Consider the following 20,321-nt stretch of genomic DNA (forward strand, 5'->3'; position numbering starts at 1 on the left):
TTTAAATGATAATCTTAATATTCTGCAAAATTAGCACAAAAAGTCAAAACAAAACTCATGTTAGCTAAGTGGTATGCAGATTGTTTTACCCATAGAAACGGGTTAAATGCAAAAGATTACTTGACAAGCTTCGCCAGCCCTCTTATCATAAAATTGAAGCTATTTATTTATCTTCTCTGTACAGATTAAATGACAAAAAAACTCACGTATCTGGCGTCTCATGTTTAATTTTTTGCACTATGTGCACCTTATGTCTTTATCAAACTTCTACCTACATAAGCTGAAACGCGCTTATAAAGCGTTTAAAACATAAAAAAACACCAACTTAAAAAATGGATAGTGAATAACTAGCTACCCTAGGGTTTCTTTTGCCTTTTTTTCTGTTTAGTAAATTTCTTAACGTTTATAATTTAGATTAGTTGCGGTTTAAAAGCAACTGAATCGCGGTTATTAAGTGTTTAGAATAAAAAAACGCCATACTTGAAAGTATAATGTAAGTAATTAGCCAACCACGGGGCTTCTTTTGCCTTTTTTTTCGTTTGGTAAATTTCTTAATGTTTGTAGCTAAACGATAACCGTCATCCCGCTACTTGTTAGCGGCCGAGATACCGCGAATGAATTGCGGTATGACGTAGGATTGCTGTCATTCCAGTGCCAAGCACTGGGATCCAGCCTTTATTATTTGGTTGAAATTAAGTCTTCTGGATCCCAGTGTCAGCTACTTGGATGACACCATTCTTTTTCCTGGATTCCAGTGTCTGGGCACTGGAATGACATCCTCCCTTGTGGAGATTGCTCTCAAATTACAATGTTCGTACAGCTATGCAAACACAAAGGTGTCATTCCAGCGCGTGACGCTGGAATCCAGTTGAGCTATTTCAACAAAAATACTGCATTTTGAGATGAACGTCTATTCTCACCAGACTTATTTACAAGTATAACAATTAAAGTCTGGATTCCAGTGTCAAGCACTGGAATGACATCATAGGGGCACTGCCCTTTTGGATGGAAACCAGTGTCAGCTACTTAGATGATACCTTTTTTCTACTTAGTTTGGGTTATGCAAGAAGTCTATTGCATTCCTGAGAAATTTGATTCATTATTCTTTTTGTAAAAAATTTTCTTAACTTTCTCTCCACTTTTTTGGTAAGGTCACTTTAAAGGAAGTCTAATAGATGCTACATAGAAATCCAGATGAGTTTCTAAAGTCTATTCCAAAAGATAAGCGCATAATGTGCCTTGACATGGGAGAAAAGCAAATAGGCATAGCATTTAGCGATAAAACACAGCTCATAGCCACAGCTCATAGCATATATCACAGAAAAAATATGAGCAAAGATTTAGGTTATCTGCATAGAATATTCAAAGAAAATGAATCTGGATCAATGGTAATAGGACTACCATTAAAAATGGACGAGCAAGAAACTAAATGGTGTAAAACTATAATCCAATTCGCAAATAAAATAATAAAAAAATATAAAGTAAATATATACTTACAAGACGAAAGCTTCTCAACATCTATCGCAACTCATACACTAAAAATTACTGGAATATCAATCACAAAATCGAAAAAAATAGATGATAAAATCTCCGCATGTATTATTTTGCAACGAACGTTAGACAAGATAAATACAATCAAATAGTTTTTCCAGATCTGGAAATCTTCAAACTGAATCCCATATAAAAGTTACTCAACAAAACAAGAACCTTTCGTATAAGCATGACAAATTGCTACAGCAAGAGCGTCAGCAGCATGGTGGCATTTTATACTCAAATTTTTAACTATTTGCTTCACCATAAATATAATCTGATCCTTATCAGCATGGCCATTTCCGGTAATGCTTTTTTTTACATAGTTTGCATCATATTCATTCATAGTTAGCTTTGTTATTTTTAACGCTAAAATTACAACCCCTCTTGCATATCCTAAAGTTAGTGAAGATTTAGGATTTTTATTAACAAAAATTTTCTCCACCGCAGCTTCATTCGGAGAGTATAGGGAAATTACTTTCTTTAATTGTTCAAAAATTATATGTAGGCGTTCACCTGTACCCAATTTACCATCAGTTGATATGGTACCGCCGCCCAAAAATTCAATATTATTTTTTTCGTTCAGGCTGATAATGGCCCACCCAGTCTTGCTTATTCCTGGATCTAGACCTATTATTTTAACCACTTAATAAACGCTTAACCAATAGACAAACAAAAATAAAAATATCCAGACTACATCTACAAAGTGCCAATACCAGGAGGCAAACTCAAAGCACAAATGGTCCTGAAGTGTAAATTGGCCTTTCCGTGCTCTAAATAAACACACTGATAAAAATATTATTCCTATTATAACGTGTGCGCAGTGAAAACCGGTAATCATATAAAAATTGGATGTATAAATAAGCTTTTCTCCTGTTTCTTGTAGAGAAAAACTCGCTTCATGATACTCTATTGCTTGCACTATTATAAAAAAAACTCCAAGCAATATAGTTATGGACAGCATTTTAATCATGCTCTTTTTATCATTTTTAAGTAAAGAGTGATTTGCCCAAGTAATTGTTGTACCAGAAAGCAATAATATTAATGTATTCATGAATGGTAGTGACCACGGATCAGGTGGCAAAATTCCCTCAGGGGGCCATTCAACTTTTTTTGCAGGAGAAAACGCCTCAAATAAAAAAACTGGATCAAGCCAGGCTTTAAAGAATGAACAAAAGAACACTATAAAAAATACGACCTCCGAGAGAATAAACAAGTACATTGCAAATTTGAGTCCATGTTTTACAATGGCAGTGTGACATTTGTCATAAATGGCCTCCCTTATTACATCTCTCCACCAATAAAACAGCACCCCTGATACTGCGGAGATTCCCAAAACTAAACAAAACATTCCGACAATTTGTTTATGAAGCGCGCCAACTAATCCAAGTGCAAGAATAAGAATTGCTGCTGATACAGCAATTGGCCAAGGGCTTGGATCCACTAAATGAAAATCATGTTCTTTACTTTTCATAGCATTTTAAAAAATACTTATTAAGGATACAAATTAGCTTAAAATTGTCAATGTTCCTTAGGAAATTGATTGAATCTTGAAAAATTATATGCACCGTTCAAAAAATCTAACACAAATTGTGCAGTTATTCTAAACAACTCAAGCATTCTGCTCTTTTCGTTTTCTCTTGCTCTGCTGCAATATCCATCAACAATATTTTCCAAAATAATGCATCCAGACTTTACTGAATCACTGTAACAAAAATTAAACCAATCCCTATATCTATTATTTTTCTTGAATCTATTTTTCATGCTATCAACGACAGTCTCGTATATAAACATGCAAGAATACAAAACCGTCATAGCCTCATAGGTATTACTATGCGAGATGGATAAAAGAAAATTAGTGAAATTAAAACACTCAAGAGATTTCTTTTCGCGACTTATACCGTACATAGTAAAGTAGTAGTCATATAGCATTCTATTAACAGTCACTACTCTTTGGGCTACTTCAGCAAGCGAGATAATACTACTATAATCTTCCATTTTGGATGCAGTAATTAAGGTGGTACGAATATAATCACCTAAGAACAACGTCTTTTGTTGAGCATAGAATTTGAAGTTCTCTATATTTAGGGTGTTATTCGCTAACTCAACATTAAAAGGATGCTCAATTATATCCTTTAAAAGATTTGACCCGTAACAGCTCCTAATTATGCCACTGAACACTGTAGTTACCGATAAAAGATCAAGTTAACGTAAATAATCCGCTGCTAATATTCTTTGCTAGATATATTAGAGTAATATGCCTCATCCCAAAACATTATTTCTAATTCCAGCCCTTTCTTAAAAAACTCATACATCCTCTTTTTTTCACAGTCACTAGCTTTTTTATATAGCTTATTTGTAATATCAGTAACCTCATCAATTACAGCATTTACTGTTTCGCTACTATAAATGTTGATCCACTCTTTGTATTTGTTATTTTTAACCCCTTTAGTTGTTATCTCATTTACCATATGGCGTATAACGATTTGGTATATGTTAAAGCAAGAATAAGATGCTACTAAAGCTTCATTAACAGAATTGTGATATGCGGCACTCATGAAAAAGTCAGTAAAGGCAGAACAAGCTCTTGACTTTTTGTGATCATCAGATAGATCACAATCTTCAAAATATTTTTTATACTGTTCTCGAACATAAAATGCTCCTTGTGCCAAATTGATTAAACTACTCATCATTTCAATATCATCAACTCTAGCTGCAACAATTAAAAAAGCACGAGCGCAATCTATACAATACAGAAAATCCTGCTGAAGGTAGAATTTGAATTTTTCATAATCTAATGTATTATTTATCAATTCAACATTAAAAGGGTGTTCTTTTATTTTATCAATAAGATCAGAAAACTCTTTTAGAGGTTGTCCGGAAACTAGTAAATTCAAGCATATTCCCTCTTTAACATAACCCTACTCATAGCTAGGTATATGAAATTCTCAGTGGATGTTGTGAGTAAATCATACTCCTTCGATAGCCTTCTATTCCTATTAACCCAAGCAAAAGTCCTTTCTACAACCCATCTTCTTGGCTGTACTTTAAACCCTTGTTCTCTTGTTGGTAGTAGCTCAGGTGGCGTATCTTTGTGCACCCAAAATCTACATGGAGGCCTTTTAACAATTTCAATATCTATGTCATATTCTTCCTTTATGTGATTCTTTAAATTTCTTCCTTGGTATCCCATGTCAGCCCACATTTTTTTAACTTTAGTATATTTTGTTCTCATATTGTTTAATGCTATTTTAATACCATCTCTATCATTTTCGTTAGCAGCGCCTACGTAACAACCTAGTATAAAACCCTGAGTGTCTGTAATTATATGCCTTTTTCTACCCTTTACTTTTTTACTTCCATCATAGCCTTTGATCCCCCCTTTTCTGTAGTCTTTACAGATTGACTATCTACTATACAGGCACTCGGCTGCTCATTCCTTCCTATTTTTCTTCTACTATATTTTGTAATTTCATAATTCATTTTCTCAAAAATTCCCTGCTTCTTCCATTGCCTGAACTGCTCATACACAGTCTTCCATAGCGGAAAATCATTTGGTAAATACCGCCATTGACACCCTGTACGCAATACATAGAAAATTGCTTCTAATATTTCTCTTTTGCTATACTTTGGCGGCCTTCCTCCTTTCTTGTATGATACTCTGAAGTGTTTTTCTATTCTTGCCCATTCCCTTTCGCTTAGATCTGTTGGATACTTTTTTCTCATCTTTACCCCGTACTAAAATTTCAGATATTATAGCCTTTTACTTGTTTCCGGACAACCTCTTACAATTACGTTGTACAGTTCTCCTTCTATTTCGTTATACACTTTATAAGCCTCACAATAAAAATTGAATATAAAAATTATTACTAATGTGGTATAATTATTATGAAAAAGCGTGCTATGCTTTAACAATAAGCTAGTATATAAATATGGGGCTGTAAATCAAAAATTTTAGCAATCTAAAGAAATTTTACTATTACCTTCTATATTGAATTCTCTACGAAGATCAGCAGACAAGTTTATGCTTTCCCAAGAAAATCCACCGTCACTTTCTGACTCTTTACCAAAATGTCCATAACAGGCTGTACGTTTATATATAGGATGATTAAGCGATAAATGCTTGATTATGCCTTTTGTTAATAAATCTATATTATTCTCGATAAACTTTTTAATTACTCTTTCCTCTACCTTATTCGCACCAAATGTATCAATATAGAATGAAGTAGGTTTTGATACACCAATTGCATAAGAAAGCTGCACAAGACAACGTTCAGCCAAACCTGCAAAGACAATATTTTTAGCAAGATATCTTGCCATATAAGCCGCAGATCTATCAACTTTGGTTGCATCTTTTCCGGAAAACGCTCCTCCACCGTGTGGAATATAACCTCCATAAGTATCAACCATAATTTTTCGTCCGGTTAATCCACAATCACTAACCGGTCCACCAATAACAAATCTACCAGTTGGATTGACTAAGAGATTTTCCTCAGGACACATCCATCCTTCAGGTAAAGATGAAACTATGTAAGGGTAAATTATTTCTTTTACTTTTGATTGATCCAAATCCTCAGGGTGCTGTATTGAGACAATAATACTTTCAGCACGTACCGGGAGGTTATTCTCATATGCCAAAGTGATTTGTGACTTTGCATCTGGACCAAGTTTTGCTTCTTTAACTGCGCTCATGATATTTTTCAGAATCGAGTGTGCATAAAAAATGGGTGCCGGCATAAGGTTTTCTGTCTCTGTTGTTGCATAGCCATACATTATGCCCTGATCTCCAGCACCTTGATCCAACCCTATTGCAATGTCATTTGATTGCTCATGCAGCAATATATTTACTTTCACTTTTCTCCAGTGGAACCCATCGTGCTTGTAACCAATATCTTTTATTGTATTCCGTACAATACTTTCAATCCTGCTATTTTTGATGTTAGGCCCAAACACTTCCCCAGCTATAATAACGTTATCTTTGGTGACTAAAGTCTCTATTGCAGCTCGCGCAAAAGGATCAGTAAAAAGGTACTCATCAAGTATTGCATCTGAAATTTGATCTGCTACTTTATCTGGATGACCAGCCGCCACTGATTCACTGGTTACTAAATTTTTATATAAACTCATGTTTTTGCTTATACAATATCAAAACCGCTATAGAAAACACAGTTAGTAACTACTAAATGGTGGGTCTGGGAAGAGTTGAACCTCCGACCTCACGCTTATCAGGCGTGCGCTCTAACCACCTGAGCTACAGACCCATGATTTATTCAAGCTGAAGCTTTCATATTATCTGTAGGCACGATATCAATAAAAGTCTTTTTATTTGCTGACCTTCTAAAGCTGACCCAGCCTTCTATTTTAGCAAAAATCGTATGATCTTTACCTATACCAACATTCTTCCCAGGATGGAATTTTGTGCCTCTTTGGCGCACAATTATGTTACCAGGAATAACCTCCCCATTCTTCTTTATTCCTAACCTACGACCCGCTGAATCTCTACCATTACAGGAACTACCACCTGATTTTTTAGTTGCCATATCTTACCTCTTACTTTTGAAGACTAATTTCATTTATACGAAGAACAGTTATATACTGCCTATGACCAGTTTTCCTACGGTAATTTTTTCTTCTTTTCTTCTTAAAGATTATAATTTTTTCCCCCCTGCACTGCTCCAACACTTCAGCTTTAACAGTAGCATTAGATGAATAAGATAAGCCATTATTTGAAATACAAATCACCTTATTGATTTCCACCTCTTTTTTTTCTTCAGCTTCTAACTTCTCTACCTTTATTATACTACCTTCTTTTACTAAATATTGCTTTCCACCAGTCTCAATTACTGCAAACATGATAAATATAAATTATTGTTATTAACTTTAATCGTAAACGATGTCATATACGCTGTCAATATAAATAAAAAGCATGACTTAACGTTCTTTTTGAGCTACTAAAATACTTCTATCTGTTTTCATCTTTTATCTACCTTTTCTCAGACAGTAGACTTCTTGCATAACCTAAGCAGAAAAAAGGCAAATAGTTATTATAGCTCTAAGTTTACCGACACCGTCATGCAAGTAGCCCCTTCTCCTGTCATCCGAGTAGCTTGACACTGGTTCCTTTATGACGATGTCATCCAAGTGTCAGCTACTCGGATGACAAAAAAAGGAGCACTAGGATGACATCATCCTTTTTTGGGATTCCAGTGTCACGCACTGGGATGACAGCAGTCCTACGTCATACCGCCGCGAACCGTCATACCGCGATTCATTCGCGGTATCTCAGCAATAGATCCCGCTAACAAGCAGCGGGATGACGATTGTCGTTTAGCCATAAACATTAAGGAATTTACCAAATGAAAAAAAAGGCAAAAGAAGCCCCGTGGTTATTGTCCGCTTTAAAATATTGGCGTTTTTTATGTTTTAAACGCTTGACAAGCAAGATTAAGCTGCTTTTAATTGCAACTAACTTACGCTGCAAATGTTTAAGAAGTTTACTAAGCAGAAAAAAAGACAAAGAATCCCCGAGTTAGCTAGTCTTTTACTATCTCTGTCGAGTATTGGCATTTTTTGATGTCTTGTAACGCTTTATAAGCGCGTTCAGCTTATTTAGATAAAAATCTAGATGTAGATGAAGTTTTGTAAAGACATACAGTATCTATGTACTGCAAAAAATTAAACATAAGACGCCGATACATTAAGTAATCCTTACCTTTTAATCTGCAGATTGGCGAAAGCAAATACAATAGCTTCACTGTTATGATAAGGGGGCTGGCGGAGTTTGTCAAGGAAGTTTTTTTGTTTCTATTCCCAATAAAAGTTTGTTATATGGTTATGCAAGAAGTCTAATATTAAAAATGACACAACAACATAATTAAATTAGACTACTTTATTCTCTTAGTTACTTGCTTTTCTCTTGCTATTGCAAGGCTTTTTTCTGGTACATCCTCAACTATAACACTACCTGCTGCAATTACAGATTCATCATGAATATTAAGCGGCGCAATTAGTGAGCTATTGGCGCCAACAAAGCAATTGCTCCCTATATTCGTTTCATGTTTATTTTTCCCATCATAATTACAAACAATAGTGCCTGCTCCTATATTACTCTCCTGCCCTACTTTAGCATTTCCTATATAACTTAAGTGTTTTATTCTAGTGTTTTGACCAACTTCACTTGTTTTCACTTCCACAAAATTTCCTATTTTTGCCTTATTACCAATTGTTGTGTTTCCGCGTATTCTGGTAAATGGACCGACCTCAGCATTACTTTTAATTAAGCAGTTTTCTAAATGCGAAAATGGCAGTATTTTCGCACCAGACTCTATTTTCACTCCAGTACCGAAAAAAACATATGGGTAAATAACTGAATCTCTGGCAATTTGCGTATCAAGAGAAAAGAAAACAGTCTCTGGTGCAACAAGCGTTACTCCGGAGTCGGTAAAAATTTTTCTTTTATTTTCTTGAAAGTAAAACTCAGCTTTTATAAGGTCATTTCTGTTATTTATTCCCGTTGCTTCTTCTCCACCGGTAATAACGTAACCGACATTTAAATTACTCTTCACTGCAATGGAAACTATATCGGTCAAGTAATATTCATGAGTTGAGCTATTGCACTCTATTTTCTCCACCAATTCACGTAAATTCTTTGCACATGCAACCATTATTCCAGCATTTGCAAGAAATTCTTCATGATTATTTTTATCACTCTTTGCTTCTACGATTTCTCTTAAGGAACCATTCTCAATAATTAACCTACCGTATTCTTTATTGCTTGTCCTAAAACCTAGGCAAACTAGAGCCTTGCCTTCTAAATAACTAATCATTTTAGTTATTGTGCTGCTTTTTATGAGCGGAGTATCCCCATACTGCACAACAACTATGCTTGAATCTGGCAATTCTCTTAGGTTTCTCATCGCAGTTTTGACCGCATCTCCCGTGCCAAGTGTTAATTCTTGTGTAATTAACTGTATATCCTTAAAACACTTTAGTCTTTCAATTAAAGGCTGATCAACTACAACAGCAATATTTTCAGGATTTAACTGTTTTGCATTGTAAATGACATGCTGGAGCATGGAAAAACTGCCTATTTTGTGTAGGACCTTAGGCAAATCTGAATTCATCCGCCTGCCATGCCCTGCAGCAAGTATAACGAACGTATGAGTTTTACTTATCACTTATCTTAAAGATGAAAAATGAAAACCGTAATGATCAAGCCAGCTGATTTTGTTGTCATAAAAGCTCCTCAAGTCGCTAATTTGATATTTTAGCATTGCAAGCCTTTCTATACCAATGCCAAACGCAAAACCGTTGTATTTAGTATGGTCTATTCCAACATTTTGAAATACATTTGGATGCGTCATACCGCATCCCAGTACTTCTATCCATTTACTACCTTTATAACTTATGTCCACTTCCGCAGAAGGCTCGGTAAAAGGGAAAAAACTATTACGAAAACGTATCTTCAGCCCTTTATCGCCAAAGAACTTATTAAGGAAGTGATGAATAGTAAATTTTAACTGGCCCATATTGACATTCTCATCGACATATAACCCCTCTATTTGATGGAACATAGGGGTGTGAGTTGCATCAAAGTCGTTTCTGTATACTCTACCTGCGGCTACTATTTTAATTGGGAATTTTTTTGTTTTTTCCATGGTTCTAATCTGTACAGATGAGGTGTGAGTGCGCAGTACCATTCTTTTATCATCTATTTTATTCTTTAAGTAGAAGGTATCTTGCTCCTCTCGTGCAGGATGATGACTTGGAGTATTCAGTGCATCAAATACATGAAATTCATCTTCAATGTCAGGGCCATCAACTGCCTTAAAACCCATATGTGCAAAAATAAGCTTTACTTCATTTAGAACCTTACTGAGTGGATGGACCTTGCCAATTTTTTCTGGCCTCGCAGGCAACGTGATATCAACTGCCTCGTTCTGCAATTTAAAGTTAACTTCTTCGGCTTTTAGTATATTCTCCTTATTCATTATAAGCTGATCTAGCTTATTACGTAAAACGTTGATAACTTCGCCTAAATTGCGCTTTTTTCCTGCGTCTTCTATCTCTTTTAAGTTGTCAAAATAAGCTTTAATTACACCCTTTTTTCCCAAATATGATAGCCTAACTTTTTCTAAATCTTGTAAAGAAGAAGCATTCTCAATTTCGGAAACTGCTTTATCTTCAAGTGAAAGTATGTCATCTAATAACTCTTTATTCATCTTAAAAACGCTGGCTTAAACTTTCATTATAGTGAAATTTTAAATATCATCAACAATCCGAAAAATTGCCCTATTCTGATTATTAATTTATTGACTGATTAATCTTTTTTATTTACCTTTGCGTTGATGAATTTGCTGTATCAACTATGCACAACAGTAATACTGAAACTAAGAACCTGTCTTGAAAGGAGTTAAGCAGCTAATTTAGTAAGCATAGAAGTAATCATATTAAATAAGATATTGTTTTTTGAAGTAAGAGGAGAATGCTCGTAATCCTTGCTCATGCGTCTAAAATTGGAAAGCCAAGCAAAGGTTCGTTCTACAATCCAACGTTTAGGAATAACCTGAAATCCTGTATCAACCAATTTCTTGGTAATCGTTAGCAAACATCCAGTTTCCAACAAACATCGATTTTGTAATTTACCTTTGTATCCTTGATCAGCAAAAAACTTACGTAATGTTGGAGCTTTGCATTTAGCTTGAATAAAAAGATTGGTAGCACCATCACGATCCTGAATGCTTGCGCTGTGTACCTCTGCAGTAATTACAAGACCTAGTGTATCTACAATAATATGGCGTTTTCTACCCTTTATTTTTTTACCGGCATCATATCCTCTTGATCCCCTTTTTGAGTCGTTTTCACTGATTGACTGTCAATTATACCTACTGAAGGTGTTTCATTTTTACCAACCATTTTTCTTACCTCTTTTACTAGCATGTCATGTATTTTTTTCAATTTTCCATTATTACGCCACCTGATAAAATAGTCATACACCGTTTTCCATGGGGGAAAATCCTTTGGTAGCATTCTCCACTGGCAACCACCCCTCATTATATACCTTATTGCATTAATAATTGTTCTGATGTTATGTTTTCTTGGTCGTCCTATCGCTCCTTGTGCAACATAGGGCTCTAAAATTTCCCATTCCTTGTCACTTATATCACTTGGATACAATTTACCCTCCTATTTTTTGCTTACCTCATCATACTCTTTTCTTTATTCCCTTTCAAGACAGGTTCTAAGAATAAGTATAAAATAGAGGATTTACCTAAGCTCTTTAAGGAAAAATCCAGAAACATAAGTAAAGCATTTTCTAGCGAAACAATTAAGATCAGTACTATTCGCTCGAGAAGTATTGAAAGTAATATACAAGAATTTTCATTTGAGCTAACAGCAACAGATAAAGACACCTTTAATATAAGATTATTTCGAATAAACTCTTTAATTAATTTTTTCAAAATCTGCCTTTCCCGGGAAAAAAATTTTACAGCCAACATAAAAGTGCCCAAAGAAAGCAGTGAACTATATAATAACTACTGTAAAACTAACAGTTATAAAACTGTAGAAGAATTCGTAAATAGTGCTCCGCCTCAAATCCTTCTGCAGGGCACAACGATAACGCTACAAACAGACGTTGAAAACATTAACCTGGACAACTTGTACCAAATCGAGTTATTTCTAAATGAAAAGCTACAACATGCAGAAAAAACTGAAAATGAAGACAAAAAAGAACAGAGTGAAACTAACCAAAAAAATGCACAAAATAAACAAATCGTACCAGTTACAGGCTCATTTGGCTTCGATGTAACAAATAATGGAAAACAAGTTACACGTGTTTCGATAGTAGTTGCTGCAATGCATGAAAACGTTTTCTGGTTTAGATCTTTTTTCTGTCTACCCAATTTTTTTAATACGTCACAATTCTTTTCCCAACAATTGCCAAAATTTTCTATACAGAGCAACAATATACCATTTGGTGTTATTCCAGCGTTTGACCAGGAAAAAAGAAACATGGATCCAAGTAGTCAAGCTACTCGGATGACAGGGGGTAGTATAGAAAATCCAATACCTCAAGAAGCAGAACAGAATGTAGGTCAAACTACTTCGCACACAGAGTATTTTAAGGCTAACAGAAAAAAGAAGTCAAAAAAGCAGACCAAAGAACTATCAGAGAAAGAAAAACCATTAGCCATAAAACAAGCACAAAATGATGCTAGAGTAGCTATGATAGATAACCAAATTGAGCACAGGGGGAAAAACTCGATAAAATATTTATTGAAGTGATGAGTGGATACAAAAATCAAGATCCAGAAACATTTTGCAATATTTTCAGCTCAGTATTCAATATTGTTTACTTTCAAGATAAACAATTACATGCAATATTAGAGCCAGGCGAGATATCAGAAGTATTACAGATACTCGAAAGGCCACAACCTCTTAGTAACTCACTTTTAGGTAAAGAATATTTACAAAAACAAGTATATAGAAAAAAAGAGCAATTGCTTAAATTAGTTTCAGGTGTTTATATACAACAACCTTCTCCACAACATGAAAATACTCCTCATAAATCTACAAACCCTTTACCAATTAAAGATCTTTCACCAGCAACAAATGAAGCTAAAACTCTACCACCTACTAACATTACACTCAAATCATCATTAAAAACTGTATTTTCCTCAAAAAAGGCTTATTTTTGTCTATTTATAATAGTAGCATCTGCATCAACACTTTGCTTATGGCATTTTCCGTTAGGAAAAGTGTCAATGTTAAAAGGATTAGTGCCACCAGAAAAAAGAGAAAGTATTGGGCTAGCATTGAACATAGGGTTACCAATATTAACTGCATTATGTGTTCTGAGTTTGGCTTATTTCATATATTCTGAATATTCTATAGAATCTATTGAACAAGTAAGTGAAAACGATCCCCTTTCTCGCGCCTATAGCTAGTGCAGGCTCAGTTTTCCTACGTCATACCGTCACGGTATCTCTAGATCCCGCTAACACGTAGCGGGATGACGAATTTGTCGTTTTTTAAATTGTCGGTAAACCAGAATTACTTTAACTATAACAAAATAGAAATAAGTTGTTGTAAAAAATTTTTCATGGTAAAATTATTTATTTTCACCATATGTTTAAAGGAATTATCACGGATATCGGGACTATAACTGATACTACCACTCACTCCAACTCTGATCAAATTTTCCATATCAAGACACAAAATTTATCCTCTATAAATAAAGGAGATTCAATAGCTTGCTCTGGTGTGTGTTTAACTGTTGTTGATATAATGAGCGATACATTTACAGTCCAAGCATCTCAAGAAACTATGAAGGTTGCTAACTTAAATACGTGGAGAATAGGAAAAAAAATAAATCTCGAACAAGCAATGAGATTAAGCGATAAGATCGATGGCCACCTGGTTCAGGGTCATGTTGATGGGATAGTAAAATTTTTAACAATTAATCAAAATTTAGATTCTCATGAAATCAAACTATCGTGCCCACAAGAATTAATTAAATTTGTTGCAAAAAAAAGCTCCGTTACACTAGATGGGGTTTCCCTCACAGTGAATTCAGTTATTAATCAGGAATTTACAGTAAATATCACTCCCTATACATGGGAAAATACAACTTTTCAGTACAACAAAGTAAATGATTATTTGAATTTAGAAATTGACATGATCGCTAGGTATTTAGATCAATTGATGCAGCATAAATACAATTAATTTTACAACCTTGTTATTTACAACTATTATATCTTGAAAACCATATAGATATAAAACATGCTTTTCGATAGCCTAATTATCTTCATTGTTGTTCTATGCGTAATAATCTCGGTAACTAGAGGCTTTATAAAAGAGCTATGCGCACTAATGTTTCTATTTTTATCGGTCTTTCTGACAGCTAATCACTATGATTTTTTCGCTCCAAATTATAGTAAATATTTTGATTCTAAAGTTACACTAAACATACTTTCTACAATCTCTGTATTTATTATACTTAATCTTATATTCATGATAATAAATAACTGGCTAATGTACATATTATCACCCATAAGGTTGGGGTTTATCGATAGAGTTACTGGAATCTTTCTCGGAGTGCTTAAAGGAATATTGCTCTCTTATGTATTATTTTTTGCTGTGCACTTATATTGCTACACAGTATATGACAAAAAAGAGGGAGAGTATAAAATAGAAGCAGAAGACATATTGCCTAATTGGATAATAAATTCACACTCTTATCAGGCTTTATTTGTGACAGCAGAAGAAGTAATTGACATGTATGTACCAGAGTCGTTGATACTAAAAATAAAAGAGATCGGTGGAGAAATGGTTGATCAAGAAAAACCTAAAAACAATAAAAAAGAAGAGTAAATATTTATTTATAAATATTTTCATTGGGAGTATTCAAAAAGCCATATGTGTCAGGTTAAGAGCACAGAATTTTTTACTGGAAATATTAATTTTGTTTTAGCAATAAATCAACTTAAGGTCATAATGTCTTGACATTTATTTAATGTTGCTATATAATAGCTATGTACATTTTGTGTACTATAGCAATAAAATTACCTTGTAATAGGTGTATTGGACCCGAGGGCAGTACTCGGCGCCTCCACCATGTTTTTTAATTATACGGGGGCGATTAAGGATCGACATGCATAGTAAAGATGGTAGCTTTGCTCGGTTAGACACCACCGCTAAGAGTTCATAATTTAAATGCAAACGATAATTTTGCTGCTGAAAAATATCGTGTTGCTGCTTAATTTAGCACAACCGGTTTATTACTAAAGCACGGTTTAGGGAACGCCGGGTAACAGAAGTTCCCCCAAAATTTACGTATGTGAAAGTTATATGGAGCAAACAGATTACAAAAAACTGCTTAATTCTGCTAAGTTTCAAGTTATCAAAAAGACTTTAGATGTTATATCAGGTAATGGTTTTATCCCTCACTTAGAAATATTATTTTTCACATATTTTAATGGTGTGACCATGCCAGATCGTTTGAAAAAGTCATACCCTACTCAAATGCTTATTATATTACAGCATCAATTCTATGATTTAAAAGTTTCTGAGGATAAATTTAGCGTCAGTTTGAGTTTTCAAGGAAAACAAGAGCGAATTACTATACCGTTTTTTGCTATTAGTGAGTTTCGTGATAAAATTTCAGGAGATGTTTTAATATTTGACAAAATCAGTATCGACTCTGATAAAGAATACAAAAGTGAAAAATGTACTGAAAAACTATCAAACGGTAGTATTATATCCATAGATCAACTGCGTGATGAGTAACTGCTCATCTTTATAAACAAAAAATATTAATAGAAAAAAGTGGTCTAACTTAAGTAATAGAATAGAGGGTAGATAAATATGCTAAATCTTTAATTATTTATTAACGCAGGTGGCAAAATTTTTCTTACATATCATCAACTTCCTTTATTGAAAAATTCAGAAAAATGTTGTATAATTATTAGTAGACTTTGGTAAAACATATGACAGATTCAGGAATTAGTATAACTTTTGACCCAAAAACTTCACATAACCTTACTAAGTTAGCTGAAATCACCAAGGAATCCGTTCAAGAACTAGCAAAAAGGTTAGTCATCGAAGGAATCGAGTGCGAAGTAGAAGATATTGCGTTATATAAAACTATTAAGGAATGTGAGGATGTAGACTGGAATACAGTACTATCTGAAAGGGAGAGGACATAAACTGAAATACGATATTGTCTACTCAAAAAACTTTACTGAAAGAGATTTTCTAAATCTTCCAAAAACAATAAGATCAAGGATTACAAAAGCGATAAACGAGCGGCTTACAACTGATCCAATTAAATTTGGTAAACCATTACGTGGCAGGCTAAAAGGGTATAGAAGAATAAGGGTTAGTGATTATCGAATTATTTATACTGTAAATATTGCAAAACATAAGGTATTTGTTGCTACAGCAGGACATAGAGACACCATTTATGAGAAGGCTACTTGATAAACATTAAATATATTTTTATACAGCCCTCCTTCCTTCCTTTATTGAAAAATTAAAAAAAATGTTGTAAAATAGCTATAGTAGTAGACTTTGGTAAAACTTATGGTAAATTCAAAAGTTAGTGTAACTTTCAACCCAGAAACTTCGCAGCATCTTGTTGAACTAGCTAGAGCCACCAAGCAGTCTGTTCAAAAATTAACAGAAAAGCTAGTCAAGGAAGCAATCGAACTTGAAGCGGAAGATATTGCATTTTCCAAAATTATTAGGGAGTTAAATTCTGATGATGCAGAAGAAGTAGAGGATAGTGAAGACATCTGGAAATAAGCAATACACCATTAAATATCTAAAGCATGTTCTTAAAAGAAATTTGCCTTCCTTGCCGGAAGATGTAAAGCCAAGTATTAAAGATGCAATAAAAGAGTATCTTGAGACTGATCCTATTGGTAACGGTGTGTTGCTACGCAAGAGATTAAAGGAACATAGAAGAATAAAAGTTGCTGATGATTATCGTATTGTCTACCGTGTAAATACTGTAAAACGTATAGTAATTATTGTTTCAATAGGACACAGGGACAATATTTACAAGCAGGCAATATTGGACCTACTGAAACATTAAATATATTTTTATACACCACTCCTTTCTTTATTGAAAAATTAAAAAAAATGTTGTATAATTATTAGTGGACTTTGGTAAAACATATGGCAAATTCAGGCATTAACATAGCTCTTAGCGAAGAAACTTTAAAGCATCTTGCTGAATTATCTGAATTTACTAAACAGCCCGTTCAAGAATTAGCAGGAAAACTATTTAGAGAAGCAGTTGAGCTTGAAATGGAGGATTTTTTAGTATCTAAAATTTCTGATGAGCGTGATGTTGAAGGTGCAGAAACAGTTGATTTTGAAGATATTAAGTGGGATTAGAGCGTTACAAGGTTAAGTCTCTAAAGAGTGTTGTTGAAAAAGATTTACCAAACCTTCCAAAGATAATAAGGCTAAGAGTTCAAAAGGCTATAAAAGAACGTCTTACAGTTGACCCAATAAATTTTGGTGAACCACTACATCATAACTTAAAAGGATGTAGAAGGCTAAGAGTTGGTGACTATCGTGTAATTTACAGAGTAAATCAATTAGATCATATAGTAACTATCACAGAGATAGGACATAGAGATGATATTTATAAGAAATAAATATCAACATTAATATATATTATACACCCCTCCTTCCTTGTCCATTCTCTACTTTAGGTGGCTTTGCGCAGCTCAAAAAATGAAGTTTTTTTTGGTTCAGCAAAAACAACATTTTGAGTTTGAAAAGGCTAAATACTTGTCTTTTATATAACTTTCGTGTAATAGATATGTATGCATCCAATCATATATCTACTCAATACGTTACTTGATCTTTATAGCTTCATTCTAATATGTTGGGTTGTCCTAAACTGGCTGGTTAAACTTAATATGGTGAACATATATAATGAAACTGTCAGTAGCATAATGCACATCTTGAACCAATTGACATATCCACCACTAAAGATTATTAGAAGATATATACCACCGTTCAACGGATTAGATTTATCTATAATGATATTGCTAATAACAATTCACTTTGTAAAATATACAGTAGCTTACTACTTTAGGTAGATGTTAAAAAAATATCTAAAATCAGCAATATATCTATCCCTTTTAATATATATATATATATCAGTTTTTAGCTATAACTATAAAGATCCTTCCTTAAACACAGCTACAAATGAGGAAGTGACAAATTTAGGTGGAATAGTAGGTTCATATTTAGCTGATATATTGGTTCAATTTCTTGGATTAACTAGTGTTACAATAGCTACAACCATAGTTTACTTGTTGATCTTCAGGTCAGCAAAAATACTGCTGAAAATTCTCTATTTAATATTAATCAATTTAGGGGTATGTGCTATATTACCACAACTTTCGCTAGGCATCACAGCAAGGTACAGACACAGTGGAATAATAGGGAATGCACTCGTTAATAACTGCCCGTTTTATGTATTTGTGATAGTAACATTAATAGGTCTTGTAGGATCTGTTGGTTGGAAGAGAGCAATTTACTCTCTATTCTTCTTATGTAAAAAAATAGCTTGCTTATTTGTAAATGTTCCATTCTTCAGATCACATAAAACTACTGAGTATTCAATTGCACCATTAGTAGTAGAAGAAAAACATAAAACTAAAATCACTACTAAACAACAACCAAAAGAAAGACAGAAAAAAGCCACCAAAGAAATTTTCAGTGAGTTCGAATTTCCAAGCATTCATTTACTTTCCAAAGCAGAGGAGTCTTTGCAGAGAAAACAGCTGAATGAAATGGAGAGCAATAAAAATTTATCTCTGCTGGAACAAGTCCTGAGTGATTTTGGCGTGCAAGGAAAAATTATCAGTGTATGCTATGGGCCGGTTGTGACTTTATACAAACTTGAACCACAAGCTGGTACGAAATCTGCAAGAGTAATTGGCCTTGCAGATGACATTGCACGTTCGATGAGTGCACTCTCTGCACGTATTTCAATAATTCGTGGGCAAAATGCTATGGGAATAGAGTTGCCGAACAAGGAACGGGAAATTGTAATGCTGCGTGATTTGCTTGAATCACCAGAATACCAAAATGCAAACTTAAATCTTCCAATTGCGCTTGGCAAAGAAATAAGTGGAAAACCAGTTATTGCAGATCTAACTAAAATGCCTCACTTGCTCGTTGCTGGAACCACAGGGTCTGGTAAATCAGTTGCGATTAACACTATGATTCTTTCACTCGTTTATCGATTAAGTCCTGACGAATGCAAGATGATAATGATCGACCCCAAAATGCTTGAGCTTTCAATATATGATGCAATACCACATCTAATAACGCCAGTAGTAACAGAGCCAAAAAAGGCTGTAGTCGCTCTTAAGTGGATCGTGAAAGAAATGGAAAACCGCTATCGCATGATGTCGTATTTGAATGTACGCAATGTTATAAACTATAATCAAAAAATCACAGAAGCGATGAATAGTGGAATAGAATTGGAGCGCGTTGTGCAGATTGGCTTTAACTCAACAACAGGCAAACCTCTGTTTGAAAAAATACCAATCAAGATGGAAACATTTCCATATATTGTAGTGATCGTGGATGAAATGGCAGATTTGATGCTTGTTGCCGGCAAAGAAATAGAGTGCTCTATTCAACGCTTAGCTCAGATGGCTCGTGCTGCAGGAATACACATCATAATGGCAACACAACGCCCATCTGTGGATGTGATCACAGGTGTGATAAAGGCGAACTTTCCAACGAGAATCAGTTTTGCTGTTACTTCTAAGATAGATAGCCGTACAATACTTGGCGAACAAGGGGCTGAACAATTGCTCGGCATGGGTGACATGCTCTATATGGCCTCTGGTGGTAAGATCATTCGAGTTCACGGCCCATTTGTAAGTGATAATGAGGTGCAAGATATAGTTGATCATCTGAAAATGCAAGGTGAGCCAAACTACATGGAGGAAATCACTAAAGAAGATGAAAATTCTTCTACAGAGTCACACGATGAAACGGAGGATGAAGAAAATGACCTCTATAACCAAGCAGTGGCCATCATTCAAAGAGATCAAAAAGTTTCAACCAGTTACATTCAAAGGCAGCTTAGAATAGGCTATAACAGAGCAGCAAACATCGTTGAAAGAATGGAAAAGGAAGGTATTGTCAGCGCTCCAAATTACTCAGGGAAAAGAGAGATATTGGTTGAATAACAATCTTGTAATACCTTAATTTAAGTTTCCGCACTTTCAAAAAGCAAGTCAAACAAA

24 protein-coding genes, 1 tRNA gene, 1 other RNA gene and 1 pseudogene are annotated in these 20,321 nt (G+C 34.4%); 15 read left to right on the plus strand and 12 right to left on the minus strand.

What is annotated here, in order from left to right; all coding sequences use genetic code 11:
- Positions 1-686: 686 nt before the first annotated feature.
- Complete coding sequence (locus tag ABWU73_RS06250) at positions 687-872, plus strand: hypothetical protein (protein WP_265038513.1); 186 nt, start codon at positions 687-689, stop codon at positions 870-872.
- Positions 873-1,175: 303 nt separating this feature from the next.
- Entirely contained in the window at positions 1,176-1,643 is a 468-nt protein-coding gene (gene ruvX, locus ABWU73_RS06255; RefSeq protein ID WP_010082183.1) for a Holliday junction resolvase RuvX, read from the plus strand.
- 44 nt (positions 1,644-1,687) lie between these two features.
- On the opposite strand, the gene ruvC is transcribed toward ruvX, so the two are convergent.
- The 12 genes from ruvC to ABWU73_RS06315 all read right to left on the minus strand — a co-directional run bounded on the left by ruvC (position 1,688) and on the right by ABWU73_RS06315 (position 11,706).
- Complete coding sequence (gene ruvC / locus ABWU73_RS06260; protein WP_038199503.1) at positions 1,688-2,176, minus strand: crossover junction endodeoxyribonuclease RuvC; 489 nt, start codon at positions 2,174-2,176, stop codon at positions 1,688-1,690.
- Entirely contained in the window at positions 2,177-3,004 is an 828-nt protein-coding gene (locus tag ABWU73_RS06265) for a cytochrome c oxidase subunit 3 (RefSeq protein ID WP_006279354.1), read from the minus strand.
- Positions 3,005-3,051: 47 nt separating this feature from the next.
- On the minus strand, positions 3,052-3,711 hold the full coding sequence (locus ABWU73_RS06270) for a TenA family protein (protein ID WP_010962391.1): 660 nt from the start codon (positions 3,709-3,711) through the stop codon (positions 3,052-3,054).
- A 44-nt stretch (positions 3,712-3,755) separates the two neighbouring features.
- A complete protein-coding gene (locus tag ABWU73_RS06275; RefSeq protein ID WP_070356740.1) occupies positions 3,756-4,427 on the minus strand; it encodes a TenA family protein in 672 nt (223 codons plus the stop codon).
- Positions 4,424-5,256, minus strand: a protein-coding gene (locus ABWU73_RS06280; protein ID WP_094189578.1) for an IS5-like element ISWpi1 family transposase whose coding sequence is annotated in 2 segments (ribosomal slippage) — positions 4,424-4,887 and positions 4,887-5,256 — 834 coding nt in all. Because the reading frame shifts where the segments join, the coding sequence is not laid out codon by codon here. Before ABWU73_RS06280 ends, ABWU73_RS06275 begins: the two co-directional genes overlap by 4 nt.
- Before the next feature lie 228 nt (positions 5,257-5,484).
- A complete protein-coding gene (metK, locus tag ABWU73_RS06285) occupies positions 5,485-6,657 on the minus strand; it encodes a methionine adenosyltransferase (RefSeq protein ID WP_353285479.1) in 1,173 nt (390 codons plus the stop codon).
- Positions 6,658-6,714: 57 nt separating this feature from the next.
- Positions 6,715-6,791: transfer RNA gene (locus ABWU73_RS06290), tRNA-Ile, on the minus strand.
- Positions 6,792-6,800: 9 nt separating this feature from the next.
- Entirely contained in the window at positions 6,801-7,070 is a 270-nt protein-coding gene (gene rpmA, locus ABWU73_RS06295) for a 50S ribosomal protein L27 (protein ID WP_265017860.1), read from the minus strand.
- Between the two features lie 10 nt (positions 7,071-7,080).
- Positions 7,081-7,383, minus strand: coding sequence for a 50S ribosomal protein L21 (rplU, locus tag ABWU73_RS06300; protein WP_006279565.1), 303 nt, complete (start codon positions 7,381-7,383; stop codon positions 7,081-7,083).
- Positions 7,384-8,414: 1,031 nt separating this feature from the next.
- The gene (glmU, locus tag ABWU73_RS06305) at positions 8,415-9,707 is read right to left on the minus strand and encodes a bifunctional UDP-N-acetylglucosamine diphosphorylase/glucosamine-1-phosphate N-acetyltransferase GlmU (RefSeq protein ID WP_151808042.1); all 1,293 of its coding nucleotides are present in this window, start codon (positions 9,705-9,707) and stop codon (positions 8,415-8,417) included.
- Positions 9,708-10,751, minus strand: coding sequence for a phenylalanine--tRNA ligase subunit alpha (gene pheS / locus ABWU73_RS06310; protein ID WP_209472684.1), 1,044 nt, complete (start codon positions 10,749-10,751; stop codon positions 9,708-9,710).
- 191 nt (positions 10,752-10,942) lie between these two features.
- A protein-coding gene (locus ABWU73_RS06315; RefSeq protein ID WP_156518237.1) for an IS5 family transposase occupies positions 10,943-11,706 on the minus strand; the annotation gives its coding sequence in 2 pieces (ribosomal slippage) (positions 10,943-11,352 and positions 11,352-11,706; 765 coding nt in all).
- 30 nt (positions 11,707-11,736) lie between these two features.
- Here ABWU73_RS06315 and ABWU73_RS06320 point away from each other — a divergent pair.
- From ABWU73_RS06320 to ABWU73_RS06380, 13 genes and pseudogenes are all read left to right on the plus strand, one after another.
- Positions 11,737-13,478, plus strand: a pseudogene (locus ABWU73_RS06320) (hypothetical protein).
- A gap of 181 nt (positions 13,479-13,659) precedes the next feature.
- Complete coding sequence (locus tag ABWU73_RS06325) at positions 13,660-14,256, plus strand: riboflavin synthase (RefSeq protein ID WP_010082169.1); 597 nt, start codon at positions 13,660-13,662, stop codon at positions 14,254-14,256.
- Positions 14,257-14,313: 57 nt separating this feature from the next.
- The gene (locus tag ABWU73_RS06330; protein ID WP_010962383.1) at positions 14,314-14,904 is read left to right on the plus strand and encodes a CvpA family protein; all 591 of its coding nucleotides are present in this window, start codon (positions 14,314-14,316) and stop codon (positions 14,902-14,904) included.
- A gap of 124 nt (positions 14,905-15,028) precedes the next feature.
- Positions 15,029-15,359: a transfer-messenger RNA gene (ssrA, locus tag ABWU73_RS06335) on the plus strand.
- Between the two features lie 22 nt (positions 15,360-15,381).
- Positions 15,382-15,819 carry a ClpXP protease specificity-enhancing factor SspB gene (locus ABWU73_RS06340; RefSeq protein WP_006279412.1) on the plus strand — a complete coding sequence of 146 codons (438 nt, stop codon included), beginning with the start codon at positions 15,382-15,384 and terminating at the stop codon, positions 15,817-15,819.
- A 200-nt stretch (positions 15,820-16,019) separates the two neighbouring features.
- Positions 16,020-16,238 (plus strand): hypothetical protein, encoded by a 219-nt coding sequence (locus ABWU73_RS06345; protein WP_006279413.1) that lies wholly within the window; start codon positions 16,020-16,022, stop codon positions 16,236-16,238.
- Between the two features lie 67 nt (positions 16,239-16,305).
- A complete protein-coding gene (locus ABWU73_RS06350) occupies positions 16,306-16,512 on the plus strand; it encodes a type II toxin-antitoxin system RelE family toxin (protein ID WP_231115925.1) in 207 nt (68 codons plus the stop codon).
- Between the two features lie 102 nt (positions 16,513-16,614).
- The gene (locus tag ABWU73_RS06355) at positions 16,615-16,836 is read left to right on the plus strand and encodes a hypothetical protein (protein WP_095742622.1); all 222 of its coding nucleotides are present in this window, start codon (positions 16,615-16,617) and stop codon (positions 16,834-16,836) included.
- Positions 16,817-17,128, plus strand: a complete 312-nt coding sequence (locus tag ABWU73_RS06360) for a type II toxin-antitoxin system RelE family toxin (protein ID WP_010962380.1) — start codon at positions 16,817-16,819, stop codon at positions 17,126-17,128. The genes ABWU73_RS06355 and ABWU73_RS06360 overlap by 20 nt, the downstream gene beginning before the upstream one ends.
- 83 nt (positions 17,129-17,211) lie before the next feature.
- Positions 17,212-17,433 carry a hypothetical protein gene (locus tag ABWU73_RS06365; RefSeq protein WP_006279415.1) on the plus strand — a complete coding sequence of 74 codons (222 nt, stop codon included), beginning with the start codon at positions 17,212-17,214 and terminating at the stop codon, positions 17,431-17,433.
- A complete protein-coding gene (locus tag ABWU73_RS06370) occupies positions 17,424-17,699 on the plus strand; it encodes a type II toxin-antitoxin system RelE family toxin (RefSeq protein WP_007550684.1) in 276 nt (91 codons plus the stop codon). Before ABWU73_RS06365 ends, ABWU73_RS06370 begins: the two co-directional genes overlap by 10 nt.
- Positions 17,700-17,870: 171 nt before the next feature.
- Positions 17,871-18,149, plus strand: a complete 279-nt coding sequence (locus ABWU73_RS06375; protein ID WP_006279515.1) for a YggT family protein — start codon at positions 17,871-17,873, stop codon at positions 18,147-18,149.
- Positions 18,150-20,264: an FtsK/SpoIIIE family DNA translocase gene (locus ABWU73_RS06380; RefSeq protein ID WP_264329772.1), complete on the plus strand. Its 2,115-nt coding sequence runs from the start codon at positions 18,150-18,152 to the stop codon at positions 20,262-20,264.
- The last annotated feature ends 57 nt before the right edge of the window (positions 20,265-20,321 follow it).

Origin of the sequence: Wolbachia endosymbiont (group A) of Andrena helvola (genome assembly GCF_964028415.1) — a bacterium.
Lineage (GTDB): Bacteria > Pseudomonadota > Alphaproteobacteria > Rickettsiales > Anaplasmataceae > Wolbachia > Wolbachia pipientis.

Excerpts from the sequence above, each read along its gene's own strand:
- ABWU73_RS06345 (WP_006279413.1), top strand. The coding sequence starts at position 16,020 with ATGACAGATTCAGGAATTAGTATAACTTTTGACCCAAAAACTTCACAT.
- ruvX (WP_010082183.1), top strand. The coding sequence starts at position 1,176 with ATGCTACATAGAAATCCAGATGAGTTTCTAAAGTCTATTCCAAAAGAT.
- ABWU73_RS06325 (WP_010082169.1), top strand. The coding sequence starts at position 13,660 with ATGTTTAAAGGAATTATCACGGATATCGGGACTATAACTGATACTACC.
- rpmA (WP_265017860.1), bottom strand. The coding sequence starts at position 7,070 with ATGGCAACTAAAAAATCAGGTGGTAGTTCCTGTAATGGTAGAGATTCA.
- ABWU73_RS06330 (WP_010962383.1), top strand. The coding sequence starts at position 14,314 with ATGCTTTTCGATAGCCTAATTATCTTCATTGTTGTTCTATGCGTAATA.
- ABWU73_RS06355 (WP_095742622.1), top strand. The coding sequence starts at position 16,615 with ATGGTAAATTCAAAAGTTAGTGTAACTTTCAACCCAGAAACTTCGCAG.
- metK (WP_353285479.1), bottom strand. The coding sequence starts at position 6,657 with ATGAGTTTATATAAAAATTTAGTAACCAGTGAATCAGTGGCGGCTGGT.
- ABWU73_RS06375 (WP_006279515.1), top strand. The coding sequence starts at position 17,871 with ATGCATCCAATCATATATCTACTCAATACGTTACTTGATCTTTATAGC.
- rplU (WP_006279565.1), bottom strand. The coding sequence starts at position 7,383 with ATGTTTGCAGTAATTGAGACTGGTGGAAAGCAATATTTAGTAAAAGAA.
- ABWU73_RS06380 (WP_264329772.1), top strand. The coding sequence starts at position 18,150 with ATGTTAAAAAAATATCTAAAATCAGCAATATATCTATCCCTTTTAATA.
- ABWU73_RS06340 (WP_006279412.1), top strand. The coding sequence starts at position 15,382 with ATGGAGCAAACAGATTACAAAAAACTGCTTAATTCTGCTAAGTTTCAA.
- pheS (WP_209472684.1), bottom strand. The coding sequence starts at position 10,751 with ATGAATAAAGAGTTATTAGATGACATACTTTCACTTGAAGATAAAGCA.
- ABWU73_RS06365 (WP_006279415.1), top strand. The coding sequence starts at position 17,212 with ATGGCAAATTCAGGCATTAACATAGCTCTTAGCGAAGAAACTTTAAAG.
- ABWU73_RS06265 (WP_006279354.1), bottom strand. The coding sequence starts at position 3,004 with ATGAAAAGTAAAGAACATGATTTTCATTTAGTGGATCCAAGCCCTTGG.